General features: G+C 70.7%; 8 protein-coding genes. 3 read left to right on the top strand and 5 right to left on the bottom strand.

The genetic code is table 11. From position 1 onward, the window contains the following. Positions 1-12: 12 nt before the first annotated feature. From ACH4EW_RS08650 to ACH4EW_RS08640, 3 genes are all read right to left on the bottom strand, one after another. The gene (locus ACH4EW_RS08650) at positions 13-1,254 is read right to left on the bottom strand and encodes a glycosyltransferase family 39 protein (protein ID WP_398253426.1); all 1,242 of its coding nucleotides are present in this window, start codon (positions 1,252-1,254) and stop codon (positions 13-15) included. A 204-nt stretch (positions 1,255-1,458) separates the two neighbouring features. After that, complete coding sequence (locus ACH4EW_RS08645; protein ID WP_398254735.1) at positions 1,459-5,025, bottom strand: CDP-glycerol glycerophosphotransferase family protein; 3,567 nt, start codon at positions 5,023-5,025, stop codon at positions 1,459-1,461. A gap of 129 nt (positions 5,026-5,154) precedes the next feature. Next, on the bottom strand, positions 5,155-7,179 hold the full coding sequence (locus ACH4EW_RS08640; protein ID WP_398253423.1) for a CDP-glycerol glycerophosphotransferase family protein: 2,025 nt from the start codon (positions 7,177-7,179) through the stop codon (positions 5,155-5,157). A 102-nt stretch (positions 7,180-7,281) separates the two neighbouring features. Here ACH4EW_RS08640 and ACH4EW_RS08635 point away from each other — a divergent pair, with 102 nt between their 5' ends. Further along, complete coding sequence (locus tag ACH4EW_RS08635) at positions 7,282-10,806, top strand: CDP-glycerol glycerophosphotransferase family protein (protein WP_398253420.1); 3,525 nt, start codon at positions 7,282-7,284, stop codon at positions 10,804-10,806. A gap of 228 nt (positions 10,807-11,034) precedes the next feature. On the opposite strand, the gene ACH4EW_RS08630 is transcribed toward ACH4EW_RS08635, so the two are convergent. After that, on the bottom strand, positions 11,035-11,640 hold the full coding sequence (locus ACH4EW_RS08630; protein ID WP_398253418.1) for a TetR/AcrR family transcriptional regulator: 606 nt from the start codon (positions 11,638-11,640) through the stop codon (positions 11,035-11,037). Positions 11,641-11,768: 128 nt separating this feature from the next. Here ACH4EW_RS08630 and ACH4EW_RS08625 point away from each other — a divergent pair, with 128 nt between their 5' ends. Both ACH4EW_RS08625 and ACH4EW_RS08620 read left to right on the top strand, forming a co-directional pair. After that, positions 11,769-12,710 carry an ABC transporter permease gene (locus ACH4EW_RS08625; RefSeq protein WP_398253416.1) on the top strand — a complete coding sequence of 314 codons (942 nt, stop codon included), beginning with the start codon at positions 11,769-11,771 and terminating at the stop codon, positions 12,708-12,710. Between the two features lie 4 nt (positions 12,711-12,714). After that, positions 12,715-13,491: an ABC transporter ATP-binding protein gene (locus ACH4EW_RS08620; protein ID WP_398253414.1), complete on the top strand. Its 777-nt coding sequence runs from the start codon at positions 12,715-12,717 to the stop codon at positions 13,489-13,491. 82 nt (positions 13,492-13,573) lie between these two features. Here the strand turns inward: ACH4EW_RS08620 and ACH4EW_RS08615 are convergent, their stop codons facing one another. Next, positions 13,574-18,568 (bottom strand): NAD-glutamate dehydrogenase, encoded by a 4,995-nt coding sequence (locus ACH4EW_RS08615; RefSeq protein ID WP_398253412.1) that lies wholly within the window; start codon positions 18,566-18,568, stop codon positions 13,574-13,576. Between the last annotated feature and the right edge of the window lie 54 nt (positions 18,569-18,622).

Raw genomic sequence — 18,622 nt, 5'->3', positions numbered from 1 at the left:
TGGGAGGGGCGGTCAGTCGACGGCGGAACCGGTGGACCGCGAGGTGCGGGACGCCGCGACCGAGGTCCGCTCGGCGGGGGGTTGCGGGGGCACGGCCGGCTGCGCGGCGAGAATCTTGCGGATTCCGCTGACGAGGCCGACGGCGAGGACGAACCAGCCGGCCTCGCCGAGGTGCAGCACCGTTTCGCTCCAGCGCACCGCGGAGCGCCCCTGGTAGCCGAGGACCGCGGTCAGGCCGAGCAGACAGCTGTACGCGGCGCCTTCCCAGAACCCGACGACGAACAGTCCGGCGGCCGCCCAGGTCAGGTACTGCAGGGCGGACGCGGTGGAGAGCAGCAGCAGGAGACCCATCGTGACGGCGACGACACCAGGCAGCTGCGCGGGCCGCAGCCAGGCAAGCCAGACCCCGGCCGCCGCACAGGCCAGCACGAAGAGGAAGTGGCCCTCGCCCTGGATGAAGGTGATGAACGACTGCGGCAGGCCGAACTCATCGGCGAACCGGACGAGGCCCCAGAGCCGATAGTTGCCGCCCGCGTATTCCAGGACGTTCTCCTTGAGGTTCTGCGGCACGGTCGACAGGACCGGCCCCCAGACCAGGACGACCAGGGCGGTGAACCCGGCGGTGAAACGGATGAGCGCCGGCCGGCCTGCCCGCAGCGCGACGACGAACAGCGCCGGAATCACCACCACCGGGACGAACTTGACGCTGATCGACAGCGCGGCGCTCACCCCGGCGGCCAGCGGTGCCTTCCTGTCCACGAGCAGATGGGCGGCGGCCAGGGCGAACATGATGGCGACCTCGTCGGTGTTGCCGTGATAACCGGAGGTGGCGATCAGTACGGGGCTGACGGCCACGCCCACACCGCAGGCGACCGCCGCGCCGACGGAGCGGCGCCGGCGCACGATTTCGAACACGAGGAGCGCGCAGAAGAAGTCGGAGATCGAGGCGGGTGATCTGATCAGCGTTCCGAACGGAATTCCGAGTCGGGAGAGTTCGTTCAGACCGAGGAGTATCCAGCCCGCCAGTGGCGGATGGTTGTAGACGGGCAGTCCCGGCAGCGGTTGTTCGTAAATCCGAATGGGGCCGTATCGCACGATGGCCTGTGCGAAGCCTTGAAAGATCCGCACGTCGGCCGGGCCCGGCATGTTCGCCGCGATCAGCATTCGGGTGAGGAGACCCGCGGCCGCAGCAATGAGTACGACAACCCTCGCCCGTCGTACGTCCCAGGTTTCGCATCGCATTCGGATACCCATGAAAAAAGAACGTAGCAACCTGAAGACGCTGGGCAACGCACCGATGACCGCGCTTATATGGATCGCTACTTCAATGCCCTGCGTATCTACGCAAAGGCCCGAATCCCAGAATCACTCGAACGATTCAGGGGGCGTGATGGCCTCGGGCCCCCTGCCCGGCCGGTACCGGGACCGGCCGGGCTGCGCGGACCCGGGTCCGGCGGATCAGGGCCGGTCAAGGTCCTGGAGCATCCGGTCGACCACCGCCGCCGCCGCGCGTCCGTCGTCCAGGTCGCAGAAGTCCCGGAGAAATGCCTCGTACGCCTGCGCGTGCCCCCCGGTGGCCTGCTCCGGGTCGCGCAGCGCCTCGATGAGTCCGGCGGAGCCGGGAATCAGGGGGCCGGGGGCGTGCGCCTCGAAGTCGAAGCAGAAGCCGCGCAGGGTGTCGCGGTAGTGCGCCAGATCGTAGGTGTGGAAGAGCATCGGGCGGCCGGTCTGGGCGAAGTCGAACATCAGCGAGGAGTAGTCGGTGACCAGTGCATCGCTGATCAGCATCAGCTCACCGACGTCCCCGTAGCGCGAGACGTCACGGACGAAGCCGCTGCCGCTGTCCGGGAGGCGGTCGGCGACCAGGTAGTGGCGGCGGATCAACAGGACGGTGTCCGCGCCGAGTTCGCGTTCGGCGGCGGACAGGTCGAGCTGCAGGTCGAGGGCGTAGCGGCCGCCGCCCTGCGGCCGGTCCTCGCGCCAGGTCGGCGCGTACAGCACGACCCGCTTGCCCTCGGGGATGCCGAGCCGCTCCCGTACCGCCGTGGCGACCTTGTGCCGGTCCGGGGCGCGGAACAGGTCGTTGCGGGGATAGCCGCACTCCAGGACCTCGCCCTGGTAGCCGAACGACCGCCGCAGGACGGGGGTGGCGAAGCGGTTCGGGGAGACCAGGACGCTCCACTGGCGGGCGCGCTGCTCGATGGTGGCGATATAGGCGGCGTTGGCCTGGGCGGTGCCTGCGAGGTCGAGCCCGATGCGCTTGAGGGGGGTGCCGTGCCAGGTCTGGACGACGCACTGACCCTGGCGCCGCTCGAACCACTCCGGCAGCTGGGTGTTGGTGACGATGTGACGGCTGCGGGCCAGCGCCTCATGCCAGGCTGCGGAGCCGTGCTCGACGGCCGTGGTACCCGCCGGGATACGGGCCTGCTGGTCGCGCACCACCCAAAGATGCTCCAACTCGACGCCCCGCCAGGCCACTTCCTCATGGATCGCGCGCGGCGAGTCGGAGTACTGACGGCCGTCGAAGCTGCTGTACAACACGGTCTCGCGCAGGGGTGCCATGCGCAGGCCCCGGTACGCCTCGCGCAGCAGCCGCTTGCCGCGCGCACCGCGTTCCGCGGCGGTGAGCACCGGCGCGGAGTTGATCAGCAGCTGGTCGTGGAAGCGCCGTTCGATGAGGTACTTCCGGCCCGCGAGGGTGCGGGCGGCGGGCAGGGTGCGGTGTGCGGCGGCCGGGACACGCAGTGGTGCGTCGTACGCGTCGTCTCTCGCGCCCTTCTCGCGGAGGAAGAGGTACCAGTGCCCCTCGCCCAGCGGCAGTCTCCCGCCGGCTCCCTCGACGGCGTCCGGCCGGAGCGCGGCCCTGAACCGCCGCGCCCCGACGGCCCCGGAGGAGACGAGGGCGAAGACGGCCTCCTCGCCGTGCCCGCTGTGCCGGGCCACCAGCTCGACGGGCCGTTCCGGGTCGTCGGGGAAGGTGCCCTCCAGGAGGAGTCGTCCGTCCTCCGTCCAGGTCGCCAGGTCGACGGCGGGCTGCACGATGCGGTCGCTGATCAGCAGATTGCCTCGGGAACTGGCGGTGAGCCCGAGCTCGCGCCGCTTGTCTCCGTTCTCGCCCAGCGGGTAGCGGCCCGGCAGTACGGGCCCCGGCACATCGATCGGTGTCCTGCGCCCGTCCGGGCCGACCAGATGCAGGCTGTACGGCAGCTGCGCGCACGCAGGCCCCTCCCCCGCGCTCCTCCGGGCGTCGGCGAAGGCGCCGAGCGGGACATCGGCGGTGAAGCGCCGCCATCCCGCCGCCGAGGGTGCGGCCCCCTCGTGCACGGTCACCGGACAGTCGAAGGAGGTACCGGAGGCCCGGTGGGTGAGTGCGAGGCGCAGCGGTCCCTGGCCGAAGCGGTCCCGGATCATCCCGTCGATCGCCACGGTGCCGTCGCCGTCGCCGGTGTCGCCCGCGCGGTGCGTCTCGAAGCGGGCGTCGATCCGCTCGGTGTGCAGCACGAGCCTGCCGCTCTCGAAGGCGGGCACGATCCGGTGGTCGCCGTCGGGCCGGTGCACGGGCGGCGGTGCGGCCGCCTCGTTCGTCGAGAGGTCGGATCGGCGCAGCATGCCATGTCCGGCGATGCCGATCTCCAGGCGCCAGGTGAGCCGTTCGAGGCTGCCGCCCGCATCGATGCGGAGCCTTGCCGGGTCGATGACGGTCTCGAAGCCGGACCGGTCGTAGTCGTGCAGGCTCTGCCGGGACCGGGCGGTGGCCTCGGCTTCGGCGACCGTGCGCAGCCGGAGCGGCACCACATGCCGTCGCCCCGCCCGCAGCCAGCCGGCCCGGAACTCGGTGCCGCGCGTGGTGGCGGGGAGGTTCCGGATGTAGGCGTACCCCTTGAGGTGCAGCTTGCCGCCCCGCCAGTCCGCGTCCAGCAGCCGGGCGGTGAGCGGCAGGTCCCGGTCGGTGACCCGCAGCACCGAGCGCGGCACCGGCCGGGTGAGGGCCGGGAAGAAGGCACTGCGGCGCCGCATGCCCCGTACCGCGAACGCTCCCGGCTCGGCCTTGTCGAAGGCGAGCAGGGCGAGCAGATCATCGGTCCGCCGTTCGCGCACGAGATGCCACATCAGGCGCAGCCGCAACGGGAGCGCGTCGAGCACGGCCGGGTCGACCTGGTCCGTGAACTCGTTGGCGTACGTGAGGAAGGCGCGCCGGTACTCCTCGTCGCCGTCGGGCAGCGCCTCCATGAAGTACCAGAGGTCGTTGGCGAGGACATGCGCCTCGTACTGCCGTTTGTCGGCGGCGCCGCGGTGCTCGTCGAGGAAGGTGGAGACGCCCAGCACATGCGAGGCCCGGTCCTGGACGCCGCGGACGACGGCGCGGCGGGTGGTGATCGAACCCGCCCGGTCGCGCCAGTGGTAGACGGCGTCCTTCAGCACATCGACGGAGCGGGCCAGGAAGTGGGCGGGCAGGACGACGGGGATGTCCTCGTACAGGGCGCCGACCGGGAAGGCGAAGGCGTGCTCGTCCCAGAAGGACCGGCGGAAGACCTTGTTGCAGGCGATCCTGTCGGCGGCGAGGTCCCAGTCGCGGGAGATGTGGGTGCGCAGCCGGGTCGTCGCCATGGGCTTGCGGAAGTTGGGCGACTGCTGGAGCCTGCCCGAGGCCCGCAGCCGCAGCACATTGCCGGACGCGATGTCCGAGCCGGTCTCGTCCAGGGCGCCGAGGAGGAGTTCGTACGCGCGAGGCGGGAGCACATCGTCGCTGTCGACGAAAGCGAGATGGCGGGCGCCCGGGTCGCAGTTGCGGACCCCGGTGTTGCGGGCGTGCCCCAGTCCGCCGTTCTCCTGGCTCACCAGCCGGAACCGGCCGTCCTGTTCGGCGAACTCGGCGGCCAGGGCCGCGCTGTTGTCGGTGGACCCGTCGTCGACCATCACCACCTCCAGGTCGGTCATGGTCTGCTCCGCGAGGGACTTCAGGCAGTCCGTCAGATAGAGCTCGACGTTGTGGACGGGTACGACGACACTGAGCCGTGGCGGCATGTTGAGCACGTCCGTTCATCGGGGGCCTGGTTGTCCGTATGGCTCAACCCCGTGAAGGGCCGGGGGTCACCGGTTGCGGTCTCTCCCGAACGGGTGACATCGGCTGCGCCGCGTGGACCGGCGAGGTCGTTACTCCCTGTCGCTCAGGAAGAGCCGCCGCACCACGCGCTCGGCCGCGTGCCCGTCGTCGTACGGGCAGAAGCGCTCCCGGAATGCCGCCCGCAGCTCCGCTGTCCGCGCCGATCGCCATTCGCCCGTCCTGAACAGTTCCAGCAGCTCGTCCTCGTCGGTGGCGACGGCGCCCGGGGTGTCGCCGGGCCGTCCGGAGAGCAGGTCGAAGTAGGTGCCGCGCGAGGCCCGGTAGGCGGCCCAGTCCGGGACGTGGCTGATGATCGGGCGGTCCAGACAGGCGTAGTCGAACATCAGCGACGAGTAGTCGGTGATCAACGCGTCGGAGACCAGGCAGAGTTCCTCGACGGACGGATATCCCGTCACGTCCACCACCCGGGCGCTGTCCAGCTGTGCCGAGCGGCCGTAGAAGTAGTGCGCGCGGACCAGCACGACGTAGTCCGGCCCGAGTTCGCGGGAGAGTCGTTCCAGGTCGAGGTGGGGGACGAAGCCCTTGCGGTAGTCGCGGTGGGTGGGCGCGTACAGCAGCACGGTCCGGTCCTGGGCGAGGCAGAGGCGCTGCCGGATCGCGGCGGTCTGCTCGGGGGTGGCGGTGAAGAAGATGTCGTTGCGCGGGTAGCCGAGGTTCAGATGCTCGTATCCGGACGGGTAGACCCGGTCCCAGATCTCGGTGGTGTGCGGGTTGGCGGAGAGGGAGAAGTCCCACTGGTCGGCGTGGGCGACGATCTTCTCGAAGCTGATGCCGTTGGTGAGGGCCGGGTAGGCGCGCTGGTCCAGGCCCATGGTCTTCAGCGGGGTGCCGTGGTGGGTCTGGAGATAGCGCTGGCCGGGGCGTTTGGTGAAGCCGCCGGGGAAGCTGGAGTTGTTGATCAGGTACGTGGCGGTGGCCATCGCCCGCCAGTAGGCGCGGGAGCCCTCGATGACGTACGGGACGCCGGGCGGCATGCGGTCGCGGTGACGGGAGGAGACGGCCCAGACGCCCCGGATGTGCGGGGCGAGTTCGAGGGCCTTGGCGTGGATCGCGGCCGGGTTGCAGGCGACGCCCCGGTTCCAATAGGCCCCGTACACCGCGAGGCCGGGGTCCAGGGGGCGGTGCAGGTCGGTGCGGTAGGCGGCGCGCATGACGCGGGCCCGGAGCGTCTTCTTGCGGCGGCGCAGGGCGGCCCGGGTGCGGGTGCGGCCGGTGCGGGCGGCTTCCCGGGCACGGTGGACGGCGTAGCTGCCGGGGAGGGCCGCGGCGCGGTGGAAGGCGGCGCGGTCCTCGGGGGCGGTCCGGCCGGTGTCGGCGAGGACGGCGCGCAGGTGGCGGGTGCGCGCCGCCTGGATCCGTGGATCGTGGCCCGTCTCGGCGAGCAGGCGTTCGTATGCGTCGAGGATCGCGAAGTGATGGCGTCCCGGGGTGGCGGCGAAGGTGCCGGAGCGGCGGATGCGGTGGCGGACACAGATCCGGTCGAGGGCGTCGAGCGTACCGGCGTCGGAGGCGAGGAGGGTGGCGCGGTGGACGGGGAGGACGTCCTCGTAGGGACCGTCGGTGAAGTGGAGGCCGTGCGCGGTCCAGAAAGCGTGGCGGAAGAGGCGCGGAGTGGCGGTGGAGAAGCCCTCGGCCATGGACACCGGGGACGGGATCACGGACACCGGGGACGATACGTCGCCCAACCAGTCGACGCGGTCGTGCCCCAGGAGGAGTACGTCCGGTTCGCCCGCGGCCAGCCGGTCGCTGATCGCTTCCAGGGCCCCCGGTCGCAGCAGGTCGTCGCCGTCGAGGAAGAGCAGATACCGGCCGCGCGCCTGCGCCGCCCCGGCGTTGCGGGCCGGACCCGCCCCGCGGTGCTCGGGAAGCGTGATCACCCTGACCCTCGGGTCGCGCGCCGCGAACTCGGCGGCGATCTCGGCGCTGCCGTCCCTCGACCCGTCGTCGGCGACGAGAAGCTCCCATTCCCCGGGGCCCTGGCCGAGTACGGACTCCAGGTTCGCCCTGAGGTAACCCTGAACGCGGTGGACGGGCACGACAACACTGAGGAGCATGGCAGCCGAGCGTAACGACCTCGCCCACCGCGCACCGAATCGCGTGTTCACCCGTTCGGGGCAGTGCCGGTGACCCGGCGCGTCCGCCCCGGTTGACCTGGCATGAAGCCGCGCCTCAGTGTCGTCGTCCCGGTCCACAACGTCGAGGACTATCTGGAGGACTGCCTGCGGTCGGTGGCCGAACAGTCGGTCGCCGAGATCGAGGCGGTCCTCGTCGACGACGGTTCGACGGACGGCAGCGCGGCCCTCGCCAGGGCGTTCGCCGCCCGCGACCGCCGCTTCCGCTATGTCCGTCAGCCCAACGCGGGGCTGAGCGCGGCCCGCAACACGGGCGTACGGCACACCACGGCAAGCGTGCCGTATCTGGCGTTCGTCGACAGCGACGACATCGTCGTCCATGACGCCTTCGAGCGGATGCTGGCCTCGCTGGAGTCGACCGGTTCCGATCTCGCCACCGGCAATGTGTGGCGGCTGACCGAGCAGGGGCGGCAGCAGGCCTGGCAGTACCGCTGGCTGACCGCCACCCGGGCCCGCACCCACATCAGCCGCGATCCGCGGCTGCTCGCCGACCGGGTCGCCTGGAACAAGGTGTTCCGGCGCTCTTTCTGGGACCGGCACGCCTTCGCCTTCCCGGAGGGGAAGCTCTACGAGGACACCCCAGTAGTGATCCCGGCGCACTTCCTCGCGGGCTCGGTCGATGTGCTGCACGAGCACGTCTATTACTGGCGGGTTCGGGAGGGGTCGATCACCCGGCGGCGTACGGATGTGCAGGGCGTACGGGACCGGATCTCGGCATGCGAGCAGGTCAGCGCGTTCCTGGCGAGCCGGGGCCGGGGGGGACACGGCGGTGCGCGGCGCCGCTACGACCTCTCGTGCCTGCGCGACGACTTCGTGTACTTCCTGGAGGGGCTCACGATGGGCGGTCCCGAGTACCGGGACGCGTTCATGGCGGACGCGGGGGCGTTCCTGGACCGGATGGAGCGGATGGACTCGGTGGCCAGGCCGGGCCGGGACGTGGCCCATGAGCTGCCGGTCGAGCTGCGGATCAAGTGGCAGCTGGTGAAGGAGCGCAGGCTTGCGGAGCTGCTGGCCGTGCTCGCCTTCGAACGGGCCAACGGCGCTGGGACGTTCACGGTCGGCGGCGTACCGGGGCGGCGGCAGGCCGGTTTCCCCGGCATCCCGGACAGCACCCGCCTCGCCCGTAACGATCTCCCGGCCGTGGCACGGCTGTTGGAGGCTCAGTGGGGCGAGGACGGCAAGCTGCGGCTGCGCGGATACGCGTACATCCGCAATCTGCCGGCTGCGGCGCCGCGCCACTCACTGAAGGTGGGCATGGTGCGCGCGACCCGCGGCCAGCATCTGCGAACGGTGCCGGTACGGAACGTGCCCGCACCCGAGGCCACCATCAACTCCGGGCAGGAACTGCACAGTTACGACCACTCGGGCTTCGAGCTGACTCTCGACCCGTGTCGGCTGCGGCCCGGCGGCTGGCTGGTGGGCATGATGGTGGCCGCTCAAGGCACGGTCCGCCGGGTGGCCGTGCGGGCCGTGGAGGCGGGGGCCGCGCAGCCGCTCGTCCATGACCTGGGCGACGGGCGGCGGGCGGTGCTCGACCACCTGGACGGGCGGCTGAGGATGACCCTGACACAGTTGCCGGCCCGGTGCGAGGACCGTCGCATCGGCGAGGAGCTGGAGTTGACCGGCCGGCTGTACGGGGGCGCCCGGCCAAAGGCCCTGGTGCTGACCTGCGAAGGGGTGGCGGACCAGGAGTTCGGCCACCCGGTCGAGTGCCGGGCCGACGACCGTTTCACGGTACGGATTCCGCTCGCCGACCTCGCCGGGATGGCGGTCGCACCCCAGGCACCGCACCGGGCGCCCCGCGAGGTCGAACCGGAGCCCGGCGGGCGGTGGCGGGCGCGGCTGGTGCTGGCGGACGGTTCGAGGGTGCCGCTGGCCGCGGCCCCTGAGGTGGCGCCGCCGGTCGTGGCCGATGCGGCGGGCGAGCTGGTGCTGGACCTGGGCGGGCAGCCGTTCGTGGACGGGGCGGCATGGACGTCGGACGGCGCGCTGCGGGTGGAGGGGGTGACCGGCGCCGGGACGGACGTGCGGCAGGACGACGGCCCGGCCCACCTCGTACTGCGGCACGAGGCACTGCGCGAGAGGGTGGTCGTCCCCGTCACACACGAGGAGCCGCGCGCGGGGGCGTACGGGAATGCGGACGCCGGGGCTTACGAGGGGCGCCGCTTCACCGCGTTCCTCGCGCCCTCGGTGGCCGCAGGGCTGCACGAGGGCCGCTGGGACGCCTATCTGGGCGGTCGGCCGGTCCGTGTACTGACCGCACTCACCGCCCGTCTGCCGCTCCGCCGCACCGGGGCGGGCACCACGGCCCCCGCGCACGGCCGGGAGTTCGCCCTGGACCGCAGGTTCGGCGACCGGCTGACCGTGCAGGCCGGGCCGGTACTCGCGGTCGCCGAGCGGGGCGCGTACCGCCGGGCCGAATTGCGCGGCACGCACTATCCGGCCCGGCGCGCGCTGCCGCTGCGGGACGCCGTCCTCTACACGGGCGGCGACTCACCGCGTGCCGTGCACGCCGAACTCCTGCGCCGGGGCGTGGAGTCGGAGCACCTCTGGGTCACCGACGCGCTCCACGGGCACATCCCCTCCGCCACCGTCCCGGTCATCGAACACAGCGCCGCCTGGTACGAGGCGCTGGCGCGGTCCCGCCGGATCGTCACCGCCGACCAGCTGCCCGAGTGGTTCGAGCGGCGGCCCGGCCAGATCGTCGTGCAGACCTGGCACGGCACGCCGCTCGGCCGCTTCGGCGCGGATCTGGGCGGCACGCTGTACGCCGACCACCACGAGCTCGCCTCGCTGCCGCGCCGGGCGGCCCAGTGGTCCGTCCTGGTCTCCCCCAGCCGCCACTCCACCCCGCTGCTGCGCCGCGCTCTCGGCTACGGGGGCGAGGTCCTGGAGGCGGGCTCCCCCGCCAACGATCTGCTCTTCTCGGCCGATCGGGCCAAGACCGCCGAGCGGGTACGGCACAGGCTCGGCATCCCGGACGGCCGCCGGGTCGTGCTGTATGCGCCGACCTACCGTGACCAGCTGGCCCACCCGCCCGGCCCCGGCGGCGAGCGGCCCCGTTACCGCTGGGATCCGGCACTCGACCTGGCAGCGCTGGTGCGGTCCCTCGGCGACAGCCACACCGTGCTGGTCCGGCGCCACCCGCGGGTGACCGGCAGCGTGCCCGAGGGACACGGCGTACGCGATGTGTCGGCGCACCCGGACACCGCGGAGCTGCTGCTGATCGCCGATGTACTGGTCACGGACTATGCGGGGCTGATGTTCGACTACGCGCACACGGGCCGCCCGATGCTCTTCCACACCTACGACCTGGAGCACTACCGCGACACGGTGCGCGGTTTCTGCCTGGATTTCGAGACCCGGGCGCCGGGGCCGCTGCTCGTCGGCACGGACGAGATCGCCGGAGTCCTGCGCGATTCCCGTGCCCTGACCGCGTCGGCGGCCCGGCACGCGGAGGCGTACGAGAGTTTCCGCCGGGACTTCTGCGACCTGGACGACGGCGGGGCGGCGGCGCGGGTCGCGGACCGGCTGCTCGCCGAGGGTTAACGACCTCGCCCACGATTGGCAGTGGGAGAAGGAGCGGCGTCTGGGGCCTTCGAATCCAAGGCGGAGGAGGGAGTCGACGCAGAGCGGATGGGGTCTCCCCCAGGTCGAGCGAAGCCGAGACCTTGGGGAAGACTGACGACAACGCCGGAGGCGGAGGTCCCAGACACCGCGACGCCGCTGACAATCGTGGGCGAGGTCGTAAGGGCTGTCCCGTAATCCCTGGTGGGCTCAGTTCTGGAGAGCGGCGACGGCGGATGCCGCCAGGTCGTCGAGGTAGCCCTTGGGCAGCGCGGTGCGGACGACGGCGAGCCGCCAGTAGAGCGGGCCGACGATCAGGTCCAGCGCGCGGTCCGGGTCGCTGCCCTCGGGCAGTTCGCCGCGCGCCACGGCCTCCCGTACGACGACGGCGGCGATGCCCTGATGCGGGTCCAGCAGAGCGGCCTTGATCGTCTCGGAGATCTCCGGACTGCGGGCCGCCTCGACCAGCAGATCCGGGATGACCTGCGAGGCGACGGGGTGACGCAGGGCGTAGGAGGCGAGTTCGAGTACAGCGCGGACATCCCCGTACAGCGAACCGGTCGCCGGAGCCGGCACGCCCTGGACGGCGACGGCGGAGACCAGGTCGAGGACCAGGGCCAGCTTGGACTTCCAGCGGCGGTAGACGGCGGTCTTGCCGACGCCCGCGCGCCGGGCGATGCCCTCGATCGACATCCGGGCGAAGCCCACCGCGGCCAGCTCCTCGAAGACGGCGCTGCGAATCGCATCGGTGATGTCCTCGCGCAGCACAGCGGCTCCGGCGGGGGCACGGCGGCGGGTTCCCGGATCGGTGGTCATGACCGAAGCATAGTCCGCAACGACGAAACGGTTGCGTTGCGACGTGCATGCACCCTACCCTCGGCGTTGCGACGATACGGTTCCGTCCCGTCGGTCGTCGTGATCCTGCCCTCCCGCCGAAAGCGATCGTGGTGAGCCAGACAACAATCCCAGCGGCCCCGGCCGACACCCCTGCCGGTGCACCCTTCCCGGTCTACGCACCGGGTGAGCTCGCCGCGCTCGCCGCCCGGCACGGACTGACCATGAGCGGGGCCCGGCCCTCGCTGGGCGCGTACATCCGGCAGTTGTGGGGGCGGCGGCACTTCATCACGGCCTTCGCCACCGCCAAGCTGACCGCCCAGTACAGCCAGGCGAAGCTCGGCCAGATCTGGCAGATCATGACCCCGCTGCTGAACGCGACGGTCTACTACTTCATCTTCGGCGTCCTGATGAACACGAAGAAGGACGTCGAGGACTTCGTTCCGTTCCTCGTCACCGGCGTGTTCATCTGGACCTTCACCAGCAGCTCGATCACCGCGGGCACCCGCGCGATCAGCGGCAATCTCGGGCTCGTCCGGGCCCTGCACTTCCCTCGCGCCTCGCTGCCGATCGCGCTGGCCCTGCAGCAGCTCCAGCAGCTGCTGTTCTCGCTGGGCGCGCTGGTGCTGATTCTGGTGGGGTTCGGGCAGTTTCCCAGACCGTCCTGGCTGCTGGCGATTCCGGCGCTGTTCCTGCAGGCGGTGTTCAACACCGGTGTCTCCATGGTGGTGGCACGGCTGGCCGCGCGGACGCCGGACATCGCCCAGCTGATGCCGTTCATCCTGCGCACCTGGATGTATGCCTCGGGCGTCATGTGGAGCGTGGACACGATGCTCGAGGGGGACCGGGTTCCGCACTTCGTGCTGGTGATGCTGGAGTGCAATCCGGCAGCGGTCTTCATCGACCTGATGCGGTTCGCACTCATCGACAGCTTCGGCGCGTCCCATCTGCCGCCGCATGTGTGGGCGATCGCCGCGGGCTGGGCGCTCGTGTGCGGCGTGGGCGGATTCGTGTACTTCTGGCAGGCGGAAGAGCGGTACGGACGTGGCTGACGACATGGCTGACTACAACGAGCGGGTGCCGACCGTCGTCGTGGACGACGTCCACATCACGTACCGGGTCAATGGCGCCCGTACCGGAAAGGGCAGCGCCACCTCGGCGCTCAGCCGGATCGTCTCGCGCCGGCAGACCCCCGGGGTGCGCGAGGTGCACGCCGTGAAGGGGGTGAGCTTCGCCGCGTACAAGGGCGAGGCCATCGGCCTGATCGGTTCCAACGGCTCGGGGAAGTCGACGCTGCTGAAGGCGATCGCCGGTCTGCTGCCCGCGACGAAGGGCCGGGTGCACACCCAGGGCCAGCCCTCGCTGCTCGGCGTGAACGCGGCGCTGATGAGCGATCTGACCGGCGAGCGCAACGTCGTGCTCGGCGGCCTCGCGATGGGTATGACGCGGGCCCAGATCCGCGAGCGCTACCAGGGGATCGTCGACTTCTCCGGCATCAACGAGAAGGGCGACTTCATCACGCTGCCGATGCGGACGTACTCCTCCGGCATGGGCGCCCGGCTGCGCTTCTCGATCGCGGCCGCCAAGAGCCATGACGTCCTCCTGATCGACGAGGCGCTGTCCACCGGCGACGCCAGGTTCCAGCGGCGCAGCAAGGAGCGGATCAAGGAGCTGCGCAAGGAGGCGGGCACGGTCTTCCTGGTCAGCCACAGCAACAAGTCGATCACCGAGACCTGCGACCGGGCGATCTGGCTGGAGGCGGGGACGCTGCGCATGGACGGTCCGGCGGACGAGGTCGTGGCCGCTTACGAGAAGTTCACCGGCAAGAAGTAGCGGCGCGGGCGGCCGGCCGGGCCCGTCCGTGACTGAGGGCGGGGCGGTTGCCCCTCGGCAACCGCCCCGCCCCCATCAATCCCTACGCGTGCGTACGCAGCAAGGTCCGCATCGTCCGCATGGCGACCGACAGGTTCGCCAGATCGAACGCTTCCGACCCCTGAATCTCCTCAAGCGTGGAACGCGACCGGGTGAGGATCGCCGCGTTCTTCTCCTCCCACGCCATGAACCGCTCCTCCGGCGTGGAGGTCCCGTTGCCCACGGACAGCACATCCGCGGTGAGCGCGGCATGCGCGGCGTACAGGTCCTCGCGGATGGAGGCGCGGGCCATGGACTGCCAGCGGTCGGCCCGCGGCAGCTCGATGATCCGGTCCATCAGCTGGGTGATGCCCAGCCGGTCCGCGAGGTCGTAGTACACCTCGGCGACGGAGAGCGGGTCCTTGCCGGTGCGGTCCGCGATCGCCACGATGTCCAGCACCGGGAAGGCGGAGGAGAATCCGGCGACCCGCTGGGCCAGCTCGTCCGGGACACCCGCCTCGGTGAGCTCGTCCAGGATCGACTGGTACCAGTCCAGGTCGGCGCCCATCAGCATCTTGGGCAGCTCGGCCCAGACCTGCTCGACACCCGCCTTGAAGAAGTCGATCGTCCCGGCGATCTCCAGCGGCTGCAGCCGGTTGCCGAGCAGCCAGCGCGAGCCGCGCTCGACGAGCCGGCGCGAGTGCAGCCGGATCCGGGTCTGCACATCGGCGGCGACCTTGTTGTCGAGCGCCTCGACGGCGTCCCACACCTGGCCGAGGCCGAAGATCTCGCGGGCCACGAACTGCGCCCGCACGATCTCCTCGATCGAGGCGCCGGTCTCTTCCCGCAGCCGGTGCAGGAAGGTCGAACCACCGCTGTTCACGGTGTCGTTGACCAGAACCGTGGTAATGATCTCGCGACGCAGCGCGTGGCCGTCGACCGCCTCGGGGAACTGCTCGCGCAGCTGCTGCGGGAAGTAGGCGTGCAGCAGCTTCTGCAGGTGCGGGTCGTCCGGCAGGCTGGTCTTGATCAGCTCCCGGGCCACTGTGATCTTCGTGTACGCGAGCAGCACAGCCAGTTCGGGCTGGCTGAGCCCCTTGCCGGCGTTCAGCAGTTCACGGATCTGCCGGTCGGTGGGCAGGAACTCCAGCCCGCGGTCGAGGTCCCCGTCACGGACCAGCCGGCGCATGAAGCGCTGGTGGGCGTGGAGCAGGGAGGACGTCTGGGCCGTGGCGTTGGCGAGCGCCACGTTCTGCGCGTAGTTGTTGCGCAGCACCAGACGGCCGATCGCGTCGGTCATCTCGGCGAGCAGCTTGTTGCGCTGCTTGACGGTCATGTCGCCGTCCCGGACCAGACCGTTGAGCAGGATCTTGATGTTCACCTCGTGGTCGGAGGTGTCCACACCGGCGCTGTTGTCGATCGCGTCGGTGTTGATCCGGCCGCCGTTGCGGGCGAACTCGATCCGCCCGAGCTGGGTGGCACCGAGGTTGCCGCCCTCGCCGACGACCTTGGCCCGCAGGTCCTGGCCGTTGACGCGGATCGCGTCGTTGGCCTTGTCGCCGACGTCCGGGTTCGTCTCGGCGGACGACTTGATGTACGTACCGATGCCGCCGTTCCACACCAGGTCGACGCGGGCCTTGAGGATGGTCTGCATCAGCTCGGCGGGCGTCATCTTCGTGACACCCGACTCGATACCGAGAGCCTCACGGATGTGCGCGTTGACCGGGATGGACTTGGCGCTGCGCGGGTGGATGCCACCGCCCGCGGAGATCAGGTCCTTGTTGTAGTCGGCCCAGGAGCTGCGCGGCAGGTCGAAGAGGCGGCGCCGCTCGGCGTACGAGGTGGCGGCGTCCGGGTTCGGGTCGAGGAAGATGTGCCGGTGGTCGAAGGCGGCGACGAGCCGGATGTGCTCGGAGAGCAGCATGCCGTTGCCGAACACGTCACCCGACATGTCACCGACGCCGACGACGGTGAAGTCCTCGGTCTGGGTGTCGTGGCCGAGCTCGCGGAAGTGCCGCTTGACGGACTCCCAGGCGCCGCGGGCGGTGATGCCCATGCCCTTGTGGTCGTAACCGGCGGAACCGCCGGAGGCGAACGCGTCGCCGAGCCAGAAGCCGTACGAGTCGGCGACCTCGTTGGCGATGTCGGAGAACTTCGCGGTGCCCTTGTCGGCGGCGACGACCAGGTAGGTGTCGTCCTCGTCGTGACGGACGACGTCCCTGGGCGGCACGACCTCGCCGGCCACCATGTTGTCGGTGATGTCGAGCAGCGCCGAGATGAAGGTGCGGTAGGAGGCGATGCCCTCGGCCATCCAGGCGTCCCGGTCGACGGCCGGGTCCGGGAGCTGCTTGGCGACGAAGCCGCCCTTGGCGCCGACCGGCACGATGACGGTGTTCTTCACCATCTGCGCCTTGACCAGGCCGAGGATCTCCGTACGGAAGTCCTCGCGCCGGTCCGACCAGCGCAGACCGCCTCGGGCGACCTTGCCGAAGCGCAGGTGCACGCCCTCGACGCGCGGCGAGTAGACCCAGATCTCGAACGCGGGGCGGGGCGCCGGCAGGTCCGGGATGGACTGCGGGTCGAACTTCATCGAGACGTAACCGTGCGGCTTGCCACCGTCCTCCGTCTGGAAGAAGTTGGTACGCAGGGTGGCCTTGATGACAGTGAGGAAGGACCGCAGGATCCGGTCCTCGTCGAGCGAGGCGACCTGGTCCAGGGCCCCGTCCAGCTCCTCGAGGATGCCGTCGGTCAGCTCCGTACCGGCCCGCTGGCGCTCGGGCGACATCCGCGCCTCGAAGAGCGAGACCAGCAGCCGGGTGGTGTGGACGTTGTTACGGAGAGTGCTCTCCATGTAGTCCTGGCTGAAGGTCGACCCGGCCTGGCGCAGGTACTTCGCGTAGGCGCGCAGCACCATCGCCTGACGCCAGTTCAGACCGGCGCCCAGCACGAGCGAGTTGAAGCCGTCGTTCTCCGCCTCACCCGTCCACACGGCGGCGAAGGCGTCCTGGAACCGGTCGCGGGCGTCGTCGGCGAGGTAGTTGCCGCTGCCGTTGGTCTGCGGCATCCGCAGGCCGAAGTCGTAGATCCAGGCGTGGGTACGGTCCGCGCAGCGCAGCTCGTACGGACGCTCGTCGACGACCTCGACACCGAGTCGCTGGAGCGCCGGGAGCACGGCGGAGAGGGAGACCTGCTCGCCGGTCCGGTAGATCTTGAAGCGGCGCTCGCCGGGGCCGGCGCCGACCGGCTCGTACAGGCTGAGGGCGAAGTCCTTCTCGTCCTTCTTCAGGGCCTCCAGGTGGACCAGGTCGGCCACGGCGGCGCGTGGCGTGTGGTCGGCCTTGTAGCCCTCGGGGAACGAGTGGCCGTATTGGCGCAGCAGCTCGGCGGCACGCTCCTCGCCGCACTCGGCGCCCAGCGCCTCCTGGAAGCCGTCGGCCCAGGAGCGGGCTGCCTCGACGAGCCGGGCCTCGATGCGGTCGGCCTCGGCGTCGGTGAGGTCGGGCAGCTCGGTGCCGGGTGCGACCCGGACGACGAAGTGCAGCCGGGAGAGGATCGACTCGGTGTTCCAGGCGGTGAAGTCGACGCTGGTGCCGCCCAGTTCCTCCTTGAGGATGTCGATCAGTCGCAGGCGTACACCGGTGGTGTAGCGGTCGCGCGGCAGGTAGACGATCGCGGAGTAGTAGCGCCCGTACTCGTCCTGGCGCAGGTAGAGCCGCAGCCGACGGCGCTCCTGGAGGTACAGCACGGAGGTGACGACGGAGCGCAGCTGGTCGACGGGCGTCTGGAAGAGCTCGTCGCGCGGGTACGTCTCCAGGATCTGCAGCAGGTCGCGGCCGTCGTGGCTGTTGGGCGAGAAGCCCGCGCCCTCCAGCACCTCGTCGACCTTGCGGCGGATGACGGGCACCCGGCGCACGGACTCGGTGTAGGCGGCGGACGAGAACAGCCCGAGGAAGCGGCGCTCACCGATGACATTGCCGTCGGCGTCGAACTTCTTCACGCCGACGTAGTCGAGGTAGCTGGGGCGGTGGACGGTCGACCGGCTGTTGGCCTTGGTGAGGATGAGGAGCTTGCGCTCGCGGGCCTTGGCCCGGACGTCGGCGGGCAGCCGGTCGAAGGACGGGCTGACGGGGTGCGCCTCGTCGACGCTGTGGTGCGGGTCGGAGCGCAGGATGCCGAGGCCGGTGCCGGGGACGGCGGCCAGCGCGTCGGTTTCCTTCAGCTCGTACTCGCGGTAGCCGAGGAAGGTGAAGTGGTCGGCGGCGAGCCAGCGCAGCAGCTCCCTGGCCTCGTTCACCTCTTCGTCGGCGAGGTCGTCGAGCGGCTCGCCGGGCAGGTCGTCGGCGATGCGCAGCGCGGCGTCGCGCATCTTCTCCCAGTCCTCGACGGTCTCCCGTACGTCGGACAGCACCCGCAGCAGATCGGTGGCGATCTGCTGGAGGTCGGAGCGGTCGGTCTCGCGGTCGATCTCGACGTGGATCCAGGACTCGACGAGTGCGTCGTGCGGCAGCTCGGTCCCGGCGTCCTCGACGCCCTGCGGGCCCGTCGCGATGCCGTTGCCCTCGGCAAGGACCTCGATGAGCTTGCCGGTGACGTCGCGGCGTACGAGGACCTGCGGGTGGATCACGACATGGATGCCGCGCCCCTGCCGGGACAGCTCATTGGTGACGGAGTCGACCAGGAACGGCATGTCGTCGGTGACGACCTCGACCACGGAGTGGCTGCACGTCCAGCCGTTCTCCTCGACGGTCGGGGTGTGCACCCGGACGTTCGCCGTGCCCTGCGGGCGTGTCTCCGCGAGGCGGTAGTGGGAGGAGGCGGCGCCGAAGACGTCCACGGGGTCGCGGCCCGCGATGTCCTCCGCAGCGGTGTGCAGGTAGTAGCGCTGGAGGTAGGCAAGGAGTACGTCCTGCCCGGGACGCTCCGGGTCGGCCCCGGTGGCCGCAACACGTACCCGGGAGGTACCGCCCGGGCCACCGACACCACCGCCCGGGCTGTTGTCAGCTACCTTGGCGGCCCGTACGAGCAGCTCGGCCTTGGCTTCGTCCAGCTTGGTCTGCATGTCCTCTGGCTCCTGTCGCGCGCCGTTGCGTGACGTAGGTGAAGAAGGCGACGT

The organism is Streptomyces sp. NPDC018000 (genome assembly GCF_044328025.1).
Taxonomy (GTDB): Bacteria; Actinomycetota; Actinomycetes; order Streptomycetales; family Streptomycetaceae; genus Streptomyces.
This window is presented reverse-complemented; position numbering and strand designations above follow the sequence as displayed.